The following is a 13552-nucleotide window of genomic DNA, read 5'->3' on the forward strand; positions in this document are numbered from 1 at the left end:
TTGAACCGTCCTTCGCAGCCTAGTCGGGCGGTCCGACAGGGCCGGTCCGCTGAGCCGTTCGGGGGACGCCTGAAGGTCATGGTTGAAACTTGAACGAAAGCGTCGTACTGTGGAGCCAAGAAGTTGAAGCCTAAACAAATGGCTTCGAACCCGAGGAGGAGCCATGGGCCTGTTCAACCGCACCAAGACCGCTGTCGCCACCCCCGCCGCCGTTCAGACCCCGGCCGGCCCGGACCTGTCGCACCTGACCGGCGACTGGACCATCGACAACACCCACAGCGAGATCGGCTTCTCGGTGCGCCACGCCATGGTGACCAACGTGAAGGGCCGCTTCGCCGAGTACGAGGGCAGCCTGCACCTGGACGGCGCCACGCCGGGCAACTCCTCGGCCGACCTGGTGATCAAGGTCGCGAGCATCGACACCAACCAGGCCCAGCGCGACGAGCACCTGCGCACCAGCGACTTCTTCGCCGTCGACACCCACCCGGAGATCCACTTCCGCAGCACCTCCGCCCAGGCGCTCGGCGACCACGCCTACCGGATGCACGGCGAGCTCACCATCAAGGGCACCACCCGCCCGGTCGTCCTGGACCTGGAGTACACCGGCAGCGCCACCGACGCGTACGGCGCGGAGCGGGTCGGCTTCGAGGGCAAGGCCGTCGTGGACCGCACCGACTTCGGCCTGACCTACAACGCGGCCCTGGAGACCGGCGGCGTGCTGATCGGCGAGAAGGTCAAGCTCAGCTTCGACATCTCCGCCGTCAAGGCGGCCTGACCCGGCCGTCCACGGCCCCGGCGGCCCGTGCCGCCGGACCACCGACCCACCGCCCCTGCCCATCCCCCCGGGGCAGGGGCGGTGCCGTTCGGCCTGACCGGCCCCTACGGCCGATCGACTCGGCCTGACCTGCCCCTACGGCCGGTCCAGCAGCTCGGCGTCCGCCGAGGGCAGCCAGCTGCCCGGCGGGCGACGCAGCCAGTCCTCGGCCGCGCCGAGCTCGCCCGCCGCCCCGGCCAGCGCCCGCAGGCCCGGGTGGCGTTCGCCGGGCCGGTGCACCAGGCTGACCAGGCTCAGCGGCACCGGCTCCACCAGCGGCACGTTCACCGCCCCCGGGATCCTCGGCCCGCCGACCGTGGTCAGCATCGGATCACCGTGCCGGGCGAGGTAGCGGGCGGTCTCGTCCACGCCGACCGGCGGCACGTACGGCGCGGCCGCGGTCAGGCCGTGCTCGCGCAGCAACCGGGCGCCGAGGTCGGCCCACTCGGTGGTGGCCGGGTTGCCCGCGCAGATGTCGACGGGGTGACCGGCCAGTTCGGCGAGCCGCAGCACCGGGCGGTCGGCCAGCGGGTGGGTGTCCGCCATCATCACCGAGATCCGCTCCAACCGCACCGGCAGCTGGGCGAGTTGGCCGCGCACCGGGGCGGGCAGCCCGGCGAAGCGGCCGAAGGAGGCGTCCAGCCGGTGGGCCAGCAGTTCGGCGGCGGCCGCGGCCAGGCCGCCGTGGAACCGGGCCAGCAGTTCGCCCTCCGGCCAGGCGGCGCGGGCCCGTTCGAGCACCCGGTCGCCGGTGATGTCCGGGCCGGTGACGTCGCTGTTGAGGTCGACCAGCAGCGGCCGGGCGGCGGCCCCGGTGCCCGCTCCGGCCTCGGCGAGGATCTCGTCCTGCAGCGCGAGGAGCCGACGCGCCCCGGGCAGCAGTCGCCGCCCGGCCGGTGTGAGCTCGACGCTGCGGGTGGTGCGGGTGAACAGCGCCGCGCCGAGCAGGCCCTCCAGGGCCCGGACGTCCCGGCTGAGCGCCTGCTGGGCGACGTGCAGCCGCTCGGCGGCCCGGCCGAAGTGCAGCGTCTCGGCGGTCGCGACGAAGCCGCGGAGCAGTCGGGGGTGCAGGTCACGGGGCATCCGCGGAGACTAACAAGCGCATTGACAACAGTCCGTTGTGAATTCGGCGGAACCGGTGTTGGACGCCGGGCCCCCGGCGCCGCGAGGCTGGGCGCATCCCCCTTCCCTCCTGCCCGGGAGCCTGCTTGCCCTCGCGCGCCCTCCTCGCCTCCTACCGGCGGCTGTTCGCCACCCCCGGCGCCGTCGCCTTCACCCTGACCGGGCTGCTCGGCCGGCTCGCGCTGTCGATGAACGGCGTCTCGCTGGTGGTGCTGCTCGCCGAACGGCGCGGTTCCTACGCGCTGGCCGGGACGGTCTCGGCGGCCGGGCTGATCACCGGCGCGATCGGGATGCCGCTGCTCGGGCGGCTGGTGGACCGCCACGGGCAGGCGCGGGTGGCCGTACCGGCGGCGCTGTACAACGCCGTCCCGCTCGTCGCCCTGCTGCTGTGCGTCCGGCTCGGCGCGCCCGACTGGACGCTGTACGCCTGCTGGGCGGCCGCCGCGGCCGCGCCCAACCTCGGCGGCATGGCCCGCTCCCGCTGGGCACACCTGTACCGGGACGACCCGGCCGCCCGGCACCTCGCCAACTCCTTCGAGCAGGCGCTGGACGAACTCTGCTTCATGGCCGGGCCGGTGCTCGCGATGGTGCTCTGCACCACGGTCGCCCCGGAGGCCGGACTGCTCACCGCGGGCGTCCTCGGCACCTCCGGCGCGCTGCTGTTCGCCGCCCAGCGGCGCACCGAACCGCCGCTGCCGGCCCGCGCGGCGGCCGGGCGCGCGCACGGCTCACCGCTGCGGGTGCCCGGGCTGCGGGTGCTGGTGCTGACCTTCCTGGCCACCGGGATGGTCTTCGGCGCGACCGAGATCACCACCGTGGCCTACGCCGACGCGCTCGGCCACAAGCCGGCGGCCGGGCTGCTGCTGGGCCTGGTCGCGGCCGGATCCTGTGTGGCGGGGCTGCTGTTCGGGCTGCTGACGCCGCGCCGGGCGCCGGGGGTGCGCTTCCTGCTCGGAGTGGCGGCGATGGCCGGGGTGCTGCTGCTGCCGCTCGCCGCCGGGCTGGGCGGGGCCGGACTCGTGCCGCTCGGGGCGGTGCTGTTCGCGGCCGGCACGGCCACCGCGCCGACCATGGTCACCGGGATGACGCTGGTCCAGGAGCTACTGCCGCAGCGGCAGTTCAACGAGGGGATGGCGGTCGCGGTGTCCGGCATCGTGGTCGGCATCTCGGCCGGTGCGGCGCTCGCCGGGGCGATCGCCGAGCACGCCGCCCCCGGCACCGGCTACGCCCTGCCCGCCGGCGCCGCCGCGCTGGCCCTCCTGGTCGCGCTGGCCGGGCGGCGGCACCTGCGGGTGCGGCCGGAGCGGTCCGCGGAAAATCCCGAGCGCGTTGTCAGTGCCTCCCTCTAACGTCGAGGCATGGGGGAAATCACCTACGTCCGAGGCGATGCCACCGCGCCCCGAGGCAAGGGCGTGAAGGTCATCGCGCACGTCTGCAACGACCTCGGCGGCTGGGGCAAGGGCTTCGTGCTCGCGCTGTCCAGACGCTGGTCCGAGCCCGAGGCGGCGTACCGACGCTGGCACCGGGAGCGGGCGAAGAACGACTTCGGCCTCGGCGCCGTGCAGTTGGTGCAGGTCGAGCCGCAGGTCTGGGTGGCCAACCTGGTCGGCCAGCGCGGCATCCGGACCGGGCGCTCCACCGGAGTGCCGGTGCGGTACGAGGCCATCGACACCGCGCTGGCCGCCCTCGGCGGGCACGCGCTCGAACTCGGCGCCTCCGTCCACATGCCGCGGATCGGCTGCGGCCTGGCGGGCGGGCGCTGGGAGCGGGTCGAACCGCTGGTGACGGACCGGCTGGCGGTACGCGGAGTGCCGGTGACCGTCTACGACCACGACTGATCCGGCCGACACCACCGACCGACATCACCGACACCACCGACGGGACCCACCGGTGCGACCGGCCCGTCGACATGACTAGGCCCGGACGGGCTCCCGCCCGGCCGGCCACGCGTACACGTACTCGGGCAGCAGGTAGCCGCCCGGGAAGACGCCCTCCTGCGCCCTGATCCGTACGCCGCCCTCGCGTTCGTAGAAGGCGATCGCCCGGGTGTTGTCGCGCAGGACCTCCAGGAACAGCTCGGCCCCGGGGTGCCGCTCGGCGACCAGGGCCCGGGCCGCGGCCAGTAGTTCGCGGCCGATGCCGCCACCGGTCCGACCGGGGCGCACGTGCAGGTTGTCCACCAGTACCCGGCCGTCCGGCTGGGGCACGAGATAGATGAATCCGGCCGTCTCACCGGCCCGTTCGGCGATCAGCAGGACGGGCGTGTTCTCCGGCTCCCCGTAGTCGGCCTCCAGGCGCAGCTCCCACAGTTCGCGCCGCTGGCCGGCCAGTCCGTCCCCGAGCGCCTGCTCGGGGACGATCCCCCGGTACGTGGTGCGCCAGCTGTCGGCGTGCAGCTCGGCGACGCTCGCGGCATCGCGCGCTCCGCCGTGCCGGATGGTGGTCTGCCCTGAACCGATCATGTGACGAGCCTCCCACAGAGATGGAGTTGAACATGTTCAACCGAACCGCCTACATTACTCCCGAGATTTTGAACGCGTTCGAAATGACGGGGGCGGTGGGCGTGGTACCGAATGCGGAGGGGGCATTCGGTGCCGCGCGCACCGACGACAAGGACACCGGGTGGAACCTCGTCTCCGACTAGGCTCATGCCTGTGGACGACCTGGCATCGACGAATCGAACGGACGGCGAGCAGGGTGCGGCCGGAACCCCGGCCGCACCCGGCACGGACCCCGGGCCCCTGCCCGGCGGCCGGGCCCAGCCCAAGACCGACAAGAGCGAGGCGACCCGGGCGCTGATCCTGGAAACGGCCATGCGGCTGTTCCAGGAGCGGGGTTACGAGAAGACCACGATGCGCGCGATCGCCACCGAGGCGGGCGTCTCGGTCGGCAACGCCTACTACTACTTCTCGGCGAAGGAATTCCTGATCCAGGGGTTCTACGACCGGATGACCCACGACCACGCGGCCGACGCCAGGCGCCGCATGGCCCACACCCGGGACTTCGCCGAGCGGCTCCAGATCGCGCTGGACTCCTGGCTGGACACGGCCGTGCCCTACCACGAGTTCTCCGCCCAGTTCTTCCGCACCGCCGCCGACCCGACCAGCTCGCTGAGCCCGTTCTCCGACGAGTCGCACCCGGCCCGGGCGACGGCGGTTGAGCTGTTCCGCGAGGTCCTCCAGGGCTCGGAGCTGGCGCCGAAGCTGGACGCCGAACTCGTCGAGCTGCTGCCCGACGTGCTGTGGCTGCACCTGATGGTCGTGGTGCTCTACTGGGTCTTCGACCGGACCGAGGACACCGAGCGGACCAGGGAGTTCGTCCGGCGCTCCACGCCGATGGCGGCCCGGGTGATCAACCTGTCGCGCTACCGGGTGTTCCGGCCGATCGTGCGCGACGCCAAGGGGCTGATCCAGGACTTCATCCTGCCCACCATCGGGAAGACCGCCGTCAAGTAGCCAGCCGCCAAGTAGCCCTGGGCGGCGGATGGTTCGCGATGTGTGAAACGGCCGGAGGCCGGCCCGTCGGGTACGGGCCGGCCTCCGGCGCATCCGAGCGGCTCGGCGCACGACTCGGATCCCGGTTCAGAAACCGGTCGGCGTCCAGGCCCGGAGCGGGGTGCGCAGCAGCAGGTCGGCGGCGGCGGCCGCGCCGGGCCGCAGCTCGGTGACCAGCCCGGCGGCGGCCAGCCTCGGGGCGGTCTCGGCGCCCAGGTAGAGCGAGCCCAGCGGGGAGGCGCCGAGCGCGAGGTCGGCGTCGTCCGTCGTCCGGGTGCAGCGGCCGGTGCCGTCCTCGGCCACCTCCAGCGCCCAACGGCCGGAGGCGTAGCCGGACTTGTCGTCGACCTCCAGCACCACCCGGCCGGGGGCGCCGTACGTCCGGGCGTCGAACGCGGCCGCCACGTCCAGCACCCGCAGCCACATGACGTCGCCGTCGTCCTCGTGCGGGGTCGCCGCGCGCGGATCCTGGAGCAGCAGCGGCAGCGGGTCGTCCGGGGAGAGGCTCTCCACCACGACCTTGCCCACCCAGTCCACCGACAGGACCAGGCGCCACAGCTCGACGGCGGTGGGCAGGTCGAGGGCGATGAACTCGCTGACGGTGAGCGTGCTGTCGGGATAGGCGCCGTCCCACTTGTTCTCGATCCGGTAGACCACCAGGCCGGTGACCTCGCCGTCGGCGTCCCGGTGGACGGCGGTGAAGGGCTCCTTGAAGTCGTCGCCCGGGACCTGGATCTCGTTGGTGTTCCGCTGCCACCAGAGCGCGTCGCGGTCGATCGCGCCCGGCTGGGTGCGTCGCCAGCGGTCGTACAGTTCGGCGCCGAGTTCGCGCTGCTCCGCGAGGGTCACGAAGTCGGTCCGGCCGCCCGGGTCGCCGGGCAGGCCCTCGCGCAGGCCTCGGGTGCGGCGCAGGTCGATGCGCCAGCCGCTGCCCCGGGTGGCCGGACCGAAGCCGAACCGGCCGTAGATGTTGTACTCGGCGGCGCACAGGATGGCCACCGGGCAGCCGCGCCGGGCGGCGGAGTCGAGGTCGCGCCGCATCATCGCGCTGAGCAGGCCCCGGCGGCGGTGGGTGGCGGTGACCGTGACGTTGGTGATCGCGTCGGCCCGGACGACGGCTCCGCCCGGGACGGTCAGCTCGGCGTCGAGGCTGCGGAAGGTGGCGATCTGGCGGTCCCCGTCGAAGCCGGCCACCAGCCGACTAGTCTCCCACTGCCGGCGGCGCACCTCCGTCGCGTCGCCCGCGTGGGGGCGCAGGAACCCGAAGGCCAGCGCGCGGTCCCACGCCCCCACCTCGTCCTCGGTGATCGCACGCACCTGAAGGCCGTTCACGGCGTCAACGGCCGCGTCCTCGTTGCTGTTGCCCATGGAGCCACCGTAGGGCGGGATTTCGGCGGCGGCATCCGATTTATTCCGTGCCCGATCGGGTGCGCGCCGCCGGTCATCGGGCGCGTGCCACCGATCGGATGTGCTCCCCCGGCGTCACGACCCAGTGGTTGACGCGCAGCATCCGCTCCCCGAAGTCGACCTCCCCCTCGCCGAGCAGCCGGAAGCCGAGCGCGCGGCAGATCCCGTTGGACGGGCCGTTGGTGACCCCCGGGTTGGCGTGCACCTCGCCCCAGCGGCCGTCCTTCGCGGCGGCGTCCAGCACCTGGCGCACCGCGGCCTTGGCGAGGCCGCGGCCCTGGTGCTCGGGCAGCACCATCCAGCCGATCTCGGTGACGGTGACGCCGTTCTCCTCGTAGCGCCAGAGCGTGACCGTGCCGACCGCCTCGCCGTCGTCGGCGCCGTCCGGGACGATCATCCTGATCCAGGCGCTGTCCGCCGCCACCAGGGCGAGGTCCTTGGCCAGCCGCGCCTCCACCGCTTCCCTGGGCAGCGGGCCGCCCAGCTCGGACATCATCGCCGCATCGCACCGCATCCGGACGTACGCCTCGACATCGCCCGCTTCGACGTTCCGCAGCCGCACCGCGCCTCCTCAGGATCGATCGGAGCGGCAACGCTAGCGCGGGGCACCGACATCGGCGCGATGACGGCCGGAGCCGCTCACCGGCCTGGGAACCGACGGTCCGCGACACCGCCGCCGGGCTCCACCGGCCGGGCCGTCGACGGGGGTTGACTGGTCGCCGCATCGTTCGCGCGCGACGAGGAGGCGATCGGCCGTGACGAAGTACGTGATCACCCCGGAGGTGGCCCTGCGGCTGGTCCGGGACGGCGACGGGGCGGCCCCGGACGGTCACCACCTGCTGGCCCCGACCCTGCTGCGCTCGCAGCTGCTCTCGCTGCTCTACGGCGAGGTCCGTCGCGGCGGACTGACCAGGAAGGAGGCGGACCGCGTCCTCGACCGGGTGCGCGCCCTGCACATCCGGCTGCTCGGGGACCGCGTCCTGCAGTCCACCGCGTGGGGCATCGCCGAGCGGCTCGGCCTCCCCGACACCCTCGGCGCCGAGTACCTGGCGCTGACCCGGCTCCAGGCGGACGCCCTGGTCACCCTCGATCCCGAGCTGGCGAAGGCCGCCGAGGGGCTGGTGGCCCTCGCGCCGTTCGAGGAGCTGACCGGGTAGGTCCGCGCGGGCTCAGGCGGCCCCGGCCCCGGCCCGGGCCCGCCGCCCGTCCACGTACTCGGTGATGATCGCGAAGAACCGGGCCGGGTCCTCGAACGGCAGGCCGTGCCCGCCGGGGACTTCGAGGTACTCGGCCCCCTCGATGGCGGCGGCCAGCTCGCGCTGGTGGTGGGTCGGAATGATCCGGTCGTCCGCGCTCGCCACCACGAGGGCGGGGGCGGTGACGCGGCCCACCGCGTCGCGCAGGTCGATGCGGGCGTCCAGCTCGATCTGCCCGAGCACCCGCTCGTCGAGCATGGCCGTGAAGCCCCCGACCAGCTCGGCGAACCCGGCCTCGTCGAGGGCGTCGAGGAGGCCGGGCCCCATCGCGGTGAGGATCAGGTGGCGGGCCAGCAGGGCCCGGTCGGTGCGCAGCAGTCGCGTCCACAGGTCGAACATGAACGCCTCGCGCGCGGTCGTCCTGACCCATCCGGCGTGCAGGGCGAGCGAGGTCACGGCCTCGGGGTGCCGGGCCGCCACGGCCGTGGCGATGGCGGCGCCCACCGAGTGGCCGGCCAGGTGGAACCGTTCCAGCCCGGCCGCGCGGGCGGTGGTGACGACCCGGTCCGCGAGTTCGTCCAGCTCGATCGGTGCCGGGTCCACGGCGGTGGCGCCCGCGCCGGGCAGGTTCGGGGCGACGACGGTGTACCGGTCGCTCACCGCGTCGATGAGCGGTCCCCAGTTCGAGGCCGCGTCGGCGCCGGTGCCGTGGATCAGCACCAGGCCCGGGCCGGACCCGGTCACGATGCGGTCGAGCGGTGCACGGCTGGCCATGGGTGCCTCCATCAGTCGTACGGGATCAGCGGCAGAGATGGCAGTGATCTTACACATGCCAGAGCTCTGCCATAAGACAGGATGCGAGGACTGGCGTACGATCGCCCCATGGAGATGCCGCTCACCGAACGCCTCGGCCTGCACGTCAAACGGGTCGAGCAGGAGCTGATGGCGGCCAAGCACGCGGCGCTCCGGCCGCTCGGACTGACGGTTCCGCAGTACGTCGCGCTGTACACGATCGGCGAACACCCCGGGGTTTCCGCCGCCGCGCTCGCCCGCGCCTGCCTGGTCACCCCGCAGACCATCGCCACCGTGCTCACCAACCTGGAGACCAAGGGGCTGATCGCCCGGCAGCCGCACCCCTGGCACCGCAAGGTGACGGAGGTGCGCCTCACCGATGAGGGCCGCGACCTGCTCGGGCGGGCCGACGCGAGGGCCGTCGCCATCGAGCGGCGGATCGCCGACGGCTTCAGCGTGGAGGAACGCGACCTGCTGATCGACCTGCTGGCCCGCGCGTCGAGCCGACTGACCGCCGAGCCGTCGTCCGAGCCGCCGGAGGACGGCTCTCAGGGACGGGCGTAGAAGTCGGGGGTGCCCATGATCCAGAGGCTGGCCTGCTTGATCGGCACGCCGGTGCGGGGGGCCTCGATCATCTGGTCGTCGCCGATGTAGAGGCCGACGTGGTAGATGTCGGCGGCGCGGCCGGTGTTGGTCCAGAAGACCAGGTCGCCGGGGCGCAGTTGGCGGTAGGTGACCGGGGTGCTCTCGGCGTACTGGTCGGCGGCGAAGTGGTTGAGCTGCCGGCCGCCCTCGCGCCAGGCCATCATGGTCAGCCCGGAGCAGTCGTAGCCCTCCGGCCCCTCGCCGCCCCAGATGTAGGGCAGGCCGATCTTGGACCTGGCGAAGGCGATGGCGGCGGCCGCGCCCTCGGCCGACCAGGGGCGGGCGGCTGGCGGGGCGGCCTGGAACGTGGTGACGGCATCGGCGGCGGCTTCCGCCTCGCGGGCGGCCTGCTCGGCGGCGGCCCGGGCGGCGGCCTCGGCCTCGCGGGCGGCGATCGCCTCCAGGGCGTCGCGGCGCCGGCGCTCCAGCTCGACGGTGGTGTGACGGGCGGCGGCCAGTTCGGTGAGCAGTTGCTCCCGGCGCTTCGCGGAGGCGGCGACCTCGCCCTGCTGCGCGGCGAGCCGCTGCTCGGCCCGGGCCTTGGCCGCGCCGACCTCGTTCGCGGCCTTCTCGGCGGTCTCGGTGGCGGCACGCGCGGCGGCGGAGGCGGCCTTGGCGGCGGCGGCCGTGGAGGTCGCGGCGTCCAGGACCTGCCGGGTGCGCTCGCTGACCACGCCGACCACGGCGGCGCGGTCGCCCGCCTCGCGCGGGCCGTGCGCCCCGAGCAGGGCGTTCAGGGCGGACAGTTCGGCGCCCGCACCCTGGCGGTAGGTCTCGGCGGCGAGCCGGGCGGCGTCCTCGGCGGCCTCGGAGCGCGCGGTCTCGGCGGTGGCCGCGCGCTGGGCGGCCGCGGCCTCCTCCGCGCGGGCCCGGGTGAGGACGAGCTGGGCGCCGTTGTAGGCCTCGACGGCCTGTTCCGCTTCGCGCCCGGCCCGGTCGAGTTCGGCCCGGGCGGCGGCGAGCGCGGCCTCCAGGGCGGCGACCGAGGCGGCCTTGCCGTCGGCCTCGGCGCGGGCCCGGTCGATCTCCTCGCTGCTCGGGTACGGGCCCGCCGCGCCGGCTCCTCCCCCGGGCCCGCCCGCGGCCGGGCCGGTCGCCGGTTTCGGGTCCGCCGGGGCGGCCTGGGCCGCGGGGAGCAGCCCGAGCAGGACGGTGAGGGACAACAGGAGGGTCGGCAGGAGCCTGCGCGCCACGAGACATCCCTTCTCACGGTCCGGAGGGGACGGCGGCGGACGCCGAGCGGCGCGCAGGCAGGCGGCGGCCGGGGGGCGAAAGTCCGACGGATCATCCCATCACGTGACAGAACGGTCACTCGCCGATCATGTTCTCAACTCCGGCGCTTTTCACACCTCGAACCCGGCCCGCCAACAGGGTGACTGTCTGATGATCCGACCACGCATCAACTCCGGCCGGACGCCCCTGGCGTACGGACTACCGGTGGATCCGGCGGGTCCGCGTCCTCAGGCGGGGGTGCCGCCCGGGACGGCGCTCCAGCCCGCTCGGGCCGACCGCATAGGAGCGGTTGCGCCCGGCCCGGACCGCCCGGCGACGCTGCTGCGCCCCGCTGGTGCGGAGCGGGACGGCGCCGGAGGCCCCGTACGCCGCGCCCTCCCCCGGCTTCGGACGCGCCCCCTGCACGTGCGACCCGGAGCCGCCGGCGGCAGCCGAACGGCGGTCGGCCAACCGTGCCTGGCGGCGGGCCAGCGCCCGGGCGGCGTGCGCGTCGAGGTGGGCGGTGGCCCGGGCCGCCATCTGCTCGGCCACCCGATGGGCCGCGGGGTGGTTGGCGGGCACCTTGTCGGGCGCCCCGGCGATCAGGTCGAAGAGCCAGGTCCGGGCGCGGTCCCCACGCCGGTGCAGCAGGCGCTCACGCCGGAGCGCACGCGCCCGGCGGCGGGGGCGCGTGGTGTAGCGCCAGCGGGCCCAGGGACTGCTCGGACGGGCCAGCCGGATCGCGCCGATCCAGGACAGACCGGGGACCATGATCCCGAGCAGGCCGGTCCACACCTTGCCCTTGAAAAGGGTGATCACCGAGGCCAGCGCGTTCACCGAGATCACCGTGATCAGGCCCCACCTGGTGTCCTCGCCGGGCAGCCCGCCGAACGGTACGTACCCGATCAGCAGCAGGGACGTGAACAGGATCCCGAAGATCACCGCGTCCACCGACTTGCGGCCCTGCTCGCTCCAGTAGACGTCGTCCAGGTGCAGGATCAGCGCGAACTCGTCCAGCACCAGGCCGCAGCCGATGCCGAAGAGCAGCCCGAACCAGCCGATCCACGGAGTGCCGCCGTGGGTGGCGAACACCCCGATGCCGCCGGCCAGCAGGAAGCCCAGGCCGAACACCATGTGGTGGATGTGCAGGCCGCCCGGGGTGACGTTGCCGGGCCACCAGCGCACCTGGGCCCGGATCATCCGCACGCTGAACCGGATGAAGACGAAGGAGGTGATGAAGCCGACCAGCAGCAGGAACAGCGGTTGCTTGTGCGCGTTGACGATGTGCTCGTGGTAGCTGTCCAGCAGTGTCGTCATGGGTCTTACCTTCGTTCCTGGTCCTGCGTACTGCCTGCCGTGACATGGCCCGGGGCCCAATACCGGCCCAACAGGGACCCGACTCGGGGCCCGGCGCGGGGCGGCCCGGGGCGCGGGCACCGACGTGCGGGCGCCGACGTACGGTCAGAAGCCGCGGGTGCGCTTGGCGGCCCGGCGCGGCATCGCCGGGTAGAGGGAGGGGAGCTCGGCGCCGACCGGCAGTTTCAGGAACAGCCGGGCGATCTCGCCGCCGAGGTTCACCCCGACCGCCAGCGCCATCGCGATCGCCGCCGCCCGGAACACCGACACCAGGCCGGCGCTGGAGTGCCCCTGGGCGAAGGCGAGCATCCCGAGGTAGAGCGCCGAACCGGGCATCAGCGGGCCGATGGCGGCGGTCACGTACGGCAGCGCCGAGTCGTTGCGGTAGCGCGCCATCAGCTGGCCGAAGAGACCGACCAGGCCGGCCGCCACGCCGGTAGCTGCGATCGGGTTGACACCCGCGTTGTAGACCAGCGCGCCGTAGCTGGCCCAGCCGATGCCGCTGTTGACCGTGACCAGCGCGAGGGCGCGGCGGTCGGTCTGGAGCAGCGTCGCGAAGGCCAGGGTCAGCACCATCGCGGCGACCATCTGGACCGGCGGATAGCTGATGCCCGCCAGGCTCTCGTCCGGTTTGAGCTTCGCCTCGAAGCCGACGCCCAGGTAGAGGATCACCATGACGCCGATCACGATGCCCGCGACCAGGTAGACCACTTCCAGCAGCCGGGCCGCGGCGGTGATGTAGAAGCCGGTCAGGCCGTCCTGGACGGCGGCGACCAGGGCGCGCCCGGGCAGCAGCGCGAACAGGCCACCGGTGATCACCACCGAGCCGCGCAGGCCCCAGTCGTTGAGGGAGAGGATGATCCCGGAGGCGGCGGCCGGCATCGCGGCGGCCACGAACTGGTAGAACTCCGGCAGCCGGCGCCGGGCCAGCGCGGAGGCCAGCCGGTCGCCGAGCACGGCGGCGATGAAGGCGCTCGCGAAGACCAGCCAGGCCTTGTCGTCCAACCGTCCGCCGACCAGGAAGGTCGCCGCGCCGGCCAGCAGGCCGGTGGTCAAGGCGAGGAACCAGGCCGGGTACGGGTGCCGGTTGCGGCGGATCAGGGCGAGCCGGCGGTAGGCGTCGTTGACCGTCACCTTCTCCGCGGTGATGTCCGCGACCAGCTCGTACACCGCGTTCAGCCGGGTGTAGTCGGAGGTGCGGCGGCGCACCACGCGGTCCGCGGTGACCGGCGGCTCGACCAGCGAGGGCTGGTACGAGATGCCGATCAGGGTGAAGGTCACCTGCGGCTCGCAGCGGTCCAGCCGGTAGGCGTGCGCGATGCCGAGCATCGCCGCCTCGACGTCCTCGGCGGCCTCGCCGCTGGCCAGCAGCAGCTCGCCGATGCGCAGCGTCAGGTCGAGGATGCGGGGGACGTTGCGGGCGGCGCCGGCGGAGGGGTGCATCTCGCGGGCGGTCCGCTCGAAGGCGGGGCGCTCGGACATGGGGGTGCGCAGCAGGGTGCGCATCCGGTCCG

Annotated in this window: 15 protein-coding genes; 7 read left to right on the plus strand and 8 right to left on the minus strand. The window is 73.8% G+C overall.

The genetic code is table 11. The annotated features are described in order from the left end of the window. Positions 1-163: 163 nt before the first annotated feature. Positions 164-775: a YceI family protein gene (locus J0670_RS12915; protein ID WP_207811663.1), complete on the plus strand. Its 612-nt coding sequence runs from the start codon at positions 164-166 to the stop codon at positions 773-775. 135 nt (positions 776-910) lie between these two features. On the opposite strand, the gene J0670_RS12920 is transcribed toward J0670_RS12915, so the two are convergent. Beyond that, positions 911-1897, minus strand: coding sequence for a LysR family transcriptional regulator (locus J0670_RS12920; RefSeq protein ID WP_207811664.1), 987 nt, complete (start codon positions 1895-1897; stop codon positions 911-913). A gap of 125 nt (positions 1898-2022) precedes the next feature. Between J0670_RS12920 and J0670_RS12925 the strand changes: the two genes are divergently transcribed. Next, positions 2023-3285 carry an MFS transporter gene (locus J0670_RS12925; RefSeq protein WP_243436949.1) on the plus strand — a complete coding sequence of 421 codons (1263 nt, stop codon included), beginning with the start codon at positions 2023-2025 and terminating at the stop codon, positions 3283-3285. 9 nt (positions 3286-3294) lie between these two features. Further along, positions 3295-3774: a macro domain-containing protein gene (locus J0670_RS12930; RefSeq protein WP_207811665.1), complete on the plus strand. Its 480-nt coding sequence runs from the start codon at positions 3295-3297 to the stop codon at positions 3772-3774. 75 nt (positions 3775-3849) lie between these two features. On the opposite strand, the gene J0670_RS12935 is transcribed toward J0670_RS12930, so the two are convergent. Further along, positions 3850-4398, minus strand: a complete 549-nt coding sequence (locus J0670_RS12935) for a GNAT family N-acetyltransferase (protein ID WP_207811666.1) — start codon at positions 4396-4398, stop codon at positions 3850-3852. Between the two features lie 32 nt (positions 4399-4430). On the opposite strand from J0670_RS12935, the gene J0670_RS12940 reads away from it, so the two are divergent. Together J0670_RS12940 and J0670_RS12945 are read left to right on the plus strand one after the other, a co-directional pair. Next, positions 4431-4580 carry a hypothetical protein gene (locus J0670_RS12940; protein ID WP_207811667.1) on the plus strand — a complete coding sequence of 50 codons (150 nt, stop codon included), beginning with the start codon at positions 4431-4433 and terminating at the stop codon, positions 4578-4580. Positions 4581-4590: 10 nt separating this feature from the next. Beyond that, a complete protein-coding gene (locus J0670_RS12945) occupies positions 4591-5391 on the plus strand; it encodes a TetR family transcriptional regulator (RefSeq protein WP_307806499.1) in 801 nt (266 codons plus the stop codon). A gap of 126 nt (positions 5392-5517) precedes the next feature. Here the strand turns inward: J0670_RS12945 and J0670_RS12950 are convergent, their stop codons facing one another. Then, positions 5518-6798, minus strand: a complete 1281-nt coding sequence (locus J0670_RS12950; protein WP_207811669.1) for a GNAT family N-acetyltransferase — start codon at positions 6796-6798, stop codon at positions 5518-5520. Positions 6799-6871: 73 nt separating this feature from the next. Next, a complete protein-coding gene (locus tag J0670_RS12955; protein ID WP_207811670.1) occupies positions 6872-7399 on the minus strand; it encodes a GNAT family N-acetyltransferase in 528 nt (175 codons plus the stop codon). Positions 7400-7592: 193 nt separating this feature from the next. Between J0670_RS12955 and J0670_RS12960 the strand changes: the two genes are divergently transcribed. Next, positions 7593-7994 carry a type II toxin-antitoxin system VapC family toxin gene (locus tag J0670_RS12960; RefSeq protein WP_207811671.1) on the plus strand — a complete coding sequence of 134 codons (402 nt, stop codon included), beginning with the start codon at positions 7593-7595 and terminating at the stop codon, positions 7992-7994. A gap of 12 nt (positions 7995-8006) precedes the next feature. Here the strand turns inward: J0670_RS12960 and J0670_RS12965 are convergent, their stop codons facing one another. Next, positions 8007-8807 carry an alpha/beta fold hydrolase gene (locus J0670_RS12965; RefSeq protein WP_243436950.1) on the minus strand — a complete coding sequence of 267 codons (801 nt, stop codon included), beginning with the start codon at positions 8805-8807 and terminating at the stop codon, positions 8007-8009. Positions 8808-8915: 108 nt separating this feature from the next. Between J0670_RS12965 and J0670_RS12970 the strand changes: the two genes are divergently transcribed. Further along, positions 8916-9389: a MarR family winged helix-turn-helix transcriptional regulator gene (locus J0670_RS12970; protein ID WP_243436951.1), complete on the plus strand. Its 474-nt coding sequence runs from the start codon at positions 8916-8918 to the stop codon at positions 9387-9389. On the opposite strand, the gene J0670_RS39880 is transcribed toward J0670_RS12970, so the two are convergent. From J0670_RS39880 to J0670_RS12985, 3 genes are all read right to left on the minus strand, one after another. Beyond that, complete coding sequence (locus J0670_RS39880) at positions 9374-10663, minus strand: C40 family peptidase (protein WP_207811673.1); 1290 nt, start codon at positions 10661-10663, stop codon at positions 9374-9376. The genes J0670_RS12970 and J0670_RS39880 overlap by 16 nt on opposite strands. Positions 10664-10901: 238 nt before the next feature. Then, the gene (locus J0670_RS12980) at positions 10902-11999 is read right to left on the minus strand and encodes a hypothetical protein (RefSeq protein ID WP_207811674.1); all 1098 of its coding nucleotides are present in this window, start codon (positions 11997-11999) and stop codon (positions 10902-10904) included. A 144-nt stretch (positions 12000-12143) separates the two neighbouring features. After that, on the minus strand, positions 12144-13552 hold a 1409-nt coding region (locus J0670_RS12985; RefSeq protein WP_207811675.1), incomplete at its 5' end, for a threonine/serine exporter ThrE family protein.

Source organism: Streptomyces sp. FH025 (assembly GCF_017427025.1).
Classification (GTDB): domain Bacteria; phylum Actinomycetota; class Actinomycetes; order Streptomycetales; family Streptomycetaceae; genus Kitasatospora.

Excerpts from the sequence above, each read along its gene's own strand:
- J0670_RS12915 (WP_207811663.1), top strand. The coding sequence starts at position 164 with ATGGGCCTGTTCAACCGCACCAAGACCGCTGTCGCCACCCCCGCCGCC.
- J0670_RS12920 (WP_207811664.1), bottom strand. The coding sequence starts at position 1,897 with ATGCCCCGTGACCTGCACCCCCGACTGCTCCGCGGCTTCGTCGCGACC.
- J0670_RS12930 (WP_207811665.1), top strand. The coding sequence starts at position 3,295 with ATGGGGGAAATCACCTACGTCCGAGGCGATGCCACCGCGCCCCGAGGC.
- J0670_RS12935 (WP_207811666.1), bottom strand. The coding sequence starts at position 4,398 with ATGATCGGTTCAGGGCAGACCACCATCCGGCACGGCGGAGCGCGCGAT.
- J0670_RS12940 (WP_207811667.1), top strand. The coding sequence starts at position 4,431 with ATGTTCAACCGAACCGCCTACATTACTCCCGAGATTTTGAACGCGTTC.
- J0670_RS12950 (WP_207811669.1), bottom strand. The coding sequence starts at position 6,798 with ATGGGCAACAGCAACGAGGACGCGGCCGTTGACGCCGTGAACGGCCTT.
- J0670_RS12965 (WP_243436950.1), bottom strand. The coding sequence starts at position 8,807 with ATGGCCAGCCGTGCACCGCTCGACCGCATCGTGACCGGGTCCGGCCCG.
- J0670_RS12970 (WP_243436951.1), top strand. The coding sequence starts at position 8,916 with ATGGAGATGCCGCTCACCGAACGCCTCGGCCTGCACGTCAAACGGGTC.
- J0670_RS12980 (WP_207811674.1), bottom strand. The coding sequence starts at position 11,999 with ATGACGACACTGCTGGACAGCTACCACGAGCACATCGTCAACGCGCAC.